The organism is Halobacillus litoralis, assembly GCF_020171725.1.
GTDB lineage: Bacteria > Bacillota > Bacilli > Bacillales > Halobacillaceae > Halobacillus > Halobacillus litoralis_F.
This window is the reverse complement of record NZ_JAIVAJ010000017.1, coordinates 1-2,907: the sequence shown is the minus strand read 5'-3', so window position 1 is coordinate 2,907 and position 2,907 is coordinate 1. Positions and strand designations below refer to the sequence as shown.

Below are 2,907 nucleotides of genomic sequence, written 5' to 3'. Positions count from 1 at the left end.
GACCTATCAACCTCATCATCTCTGAGGGATCTTAATTACTCTGGGTAATGGGAAATCTCATCTCAAGGTGGGCTTCATGCTTAGATGCTTTCAGCACTTATCCCGACCACACGTAGCTACCCAGCGATGCTCCTGGCGGAACAACTGGTACACCAGCGGTGTGTCCATCCCGGTCCTCTCGTACTAAGGACAGCTCCTTTCAAATTTCCAACGCCCACGACGGATAGGGACCGAACTGTCTCACGACGTTCTGAACCCAGCTCGCGTACCGCTTTAATGGGCGAACAGCCCAACCCTTGGGACCGACTACAGCCCCAGGATGCGATGAGCCGACATCGAGGTGCCAAACCTCCCCGTCGATGTGGACTCTTGGGGGAGATAAGCCTGTTATCCCCGGGGTAGCTTTTATCCGTTGAGCGACGGCCCTTCCATGCGGTACCGCCGGATCACTAAGCCCGACTTTCGTCCCTGCTCGACTTGTAGGTCTCGCAGTCAAGCTCCCTTGTGCCTTTACACTCTGCGAATGATTTCCAACCATTCTGAGGGAACCTTTGGGCGCCTCCGTTACTCTTTGGGAGGCGACCGCCCCAGTCAAACTGCCCACCTGACACTGTCTCCGGACCGGATTACGGTCCTGGGTTAGAATGTCCGTACAGCCAGGGTAGTATCCCACCAGCGCCTCCACCGAAGCTAGCGCTCCGGCTTCTAAGGCTCCTACCTATCCTGTACAAGCTGTACCAACATTCAATATCAGGCTACAGTAAAGCTCCACGGGGTCTTTCCGTCCTGTCGCGGGTAATGTGCATCTTCACACATAGTATAATTTCACCGGGTCTCTCGTTGAGACAGTGCCCAAGTCGTTGCACCTTTCGTGCGGGTCGGAACTTACCCGACAAGGAATTTCGCTACCTTAGGACCGTTATAGTTACGGCCGCCGTTTACTGGGGCTTCGGTTCAACGCTTCGCTTACGCTAACGCATCCCCTTAACCTTCCAGCACCGGGCAGGTGTCAGCCCCTATACTTCGCCTTACGGCTTCGCAGAGACCTGTGTTTTTGGTAAACAGTCGCTTGGGCCTTTTCACTGCGGCTCCTCGGCAGAGGAGCACCCCTTCTCCCGAAGTTACGGGGTCATTTTGCCGAGTTCCTTAACGAGAGTTCTCCCGCTCACCTTAGGATACTCTCCTCGTCTACCTGTGTTGGTTTGCGGTACGGGCACCTACATCCTTGCTAGAGGCTTTTCTTGGCAGTGTGAAATCAGGAGCTTCGGTACTGTAATTCCCTCCCCATCACTCCTCAACGTTGCCGAACGGATTTGCCTATTCGACCGTCTTGAAGCTTGGACGCGCTCATCCAATGGCGCGCTCTCCTTATCCTCCTGCGTCCCCCCTTCACTCAAACGGAGTTTGGTGGTACAGGAATATCAACCTGTTGTCCATCGCCTACGCCTTTCGGCCTCGGCTTAGGTCCCGACTAACCCTGAGAGGACGAGCCTTCCTCAGGAAACCTTAGACTTACGGTGAAAGAGATTCTCACTCTTTTTTCGCTACTCATACCGGCATTCTCACTTCTAAGCGCTCCACCAGTCCTTACGGTCTGACTTCACTGCCCTTAGAACGCTCTCCTACCACTGATCATAAGATCAATTCGCAGCTTCGGTGGTGTGTTTAGCCCCGGTACATTTTCGGCGCAGAGTCACTCGACCAGTGAGCTATTACGCACTCTTTGAATGATGGCTGCTTCTAAGCCAACATCCTGGTTGTCTAAGCAACTCCACATCCTTTTCCACTTAACACACACTTTGGGACCTTAGCTGGCGATCTGGGCTGTTTCCCTCTCGACCATGAACCTTATCACCCACGGTCTGACTCCCAGAACAAAGTCACTGGCATTCGGAGTTTGACTGAATTCGGTAACCCGATAGGGGCCCCTCGTCCAATCAGTGCTCTACCTCCAAGACTTTATATTCTGAGGCTAGCCCTAAAGCTATTTCGGAGAGAACCAGCTATCTCCGTGTTCGATTGGCATTTCACCCCTACCCACACCTCATCCCCGTAATTTTCAACTTACGTGGGTTCGGGCCTCCAGTCAGTGTTACCTGACCTTCACCCTGGACATGGGTAGATCACACGGTTTCGGGTCTACGACCGCATACTCACGCGCCCTATTCAGACTCGCTTTCGCTGCGGCTCCGCTTCTACTGCTTAACCTCGCATACGGTCGTAACTCGCCGGTTCATTCTACAAAAGGCACGCCGTCACCCATTAACGGGCTCCGACTACTTGTAGGCACACGGTTTCAGGTTCTCTTTCACTCCCCTTCCGGGGTGCTTTTCACCTTTCCCTCACGGTACTGGTTCACTATCGGTCACTAGGGAGTATTTAGCCTTGGGAGATGGTCCTCCCGGATTCCGACGGAATTTCACGTGTTCCGCCGTACTCAGGATCCACTCCGGAGGAAGAAAGATTTCGACTACAGGGCTGTTACCTGCTATGGCTGATCGTTCCAGATCGATTCGCCTATCTTCCTTCTTGATAACTCCAATGGAGTGTCCTACAACCCCAGAAAGCAAGCTTTCTGGTTTGGGCTGATTCCGTTTCGCTCGCCGCTACTCAGGAAATCGCATTTGCTTTCTCTTCCTTCGGGTACTTAGATGTTTCAGTTCCCCGAGTCTACCTTTCGTCAGCTATGTATTCACTGACGAATACTGTTCCATTACGAACAGTGGGTTCCCCCATTCGGAAATCTCCGGGTCAAAGCCTACTTACGGCTCGCCGGAGCATATCGGTGTTAGTCCCGTCCTTCATCGGCTCCTAGTACCAAGGCATCCACCGTGCGCCCTTATTCACTTAACTATCGTCGTGAAAAGACGTTTATTTCAATTGGTTTGATGTCTTGTCATCGTTTCA

General features: G+C 52.8%; 1 rRNA gene. It reads right to left on the bottom strand.

What is annotated here, in order from left to right:
- A 23S ribosomal RNA gene (locus LCM20_RS19890) occupies positions 1-2,853 on the bottom strand; the annotation flags it as partial.
- Positions 2,854-2,907 lie beyond the last annotated feature (54 nt).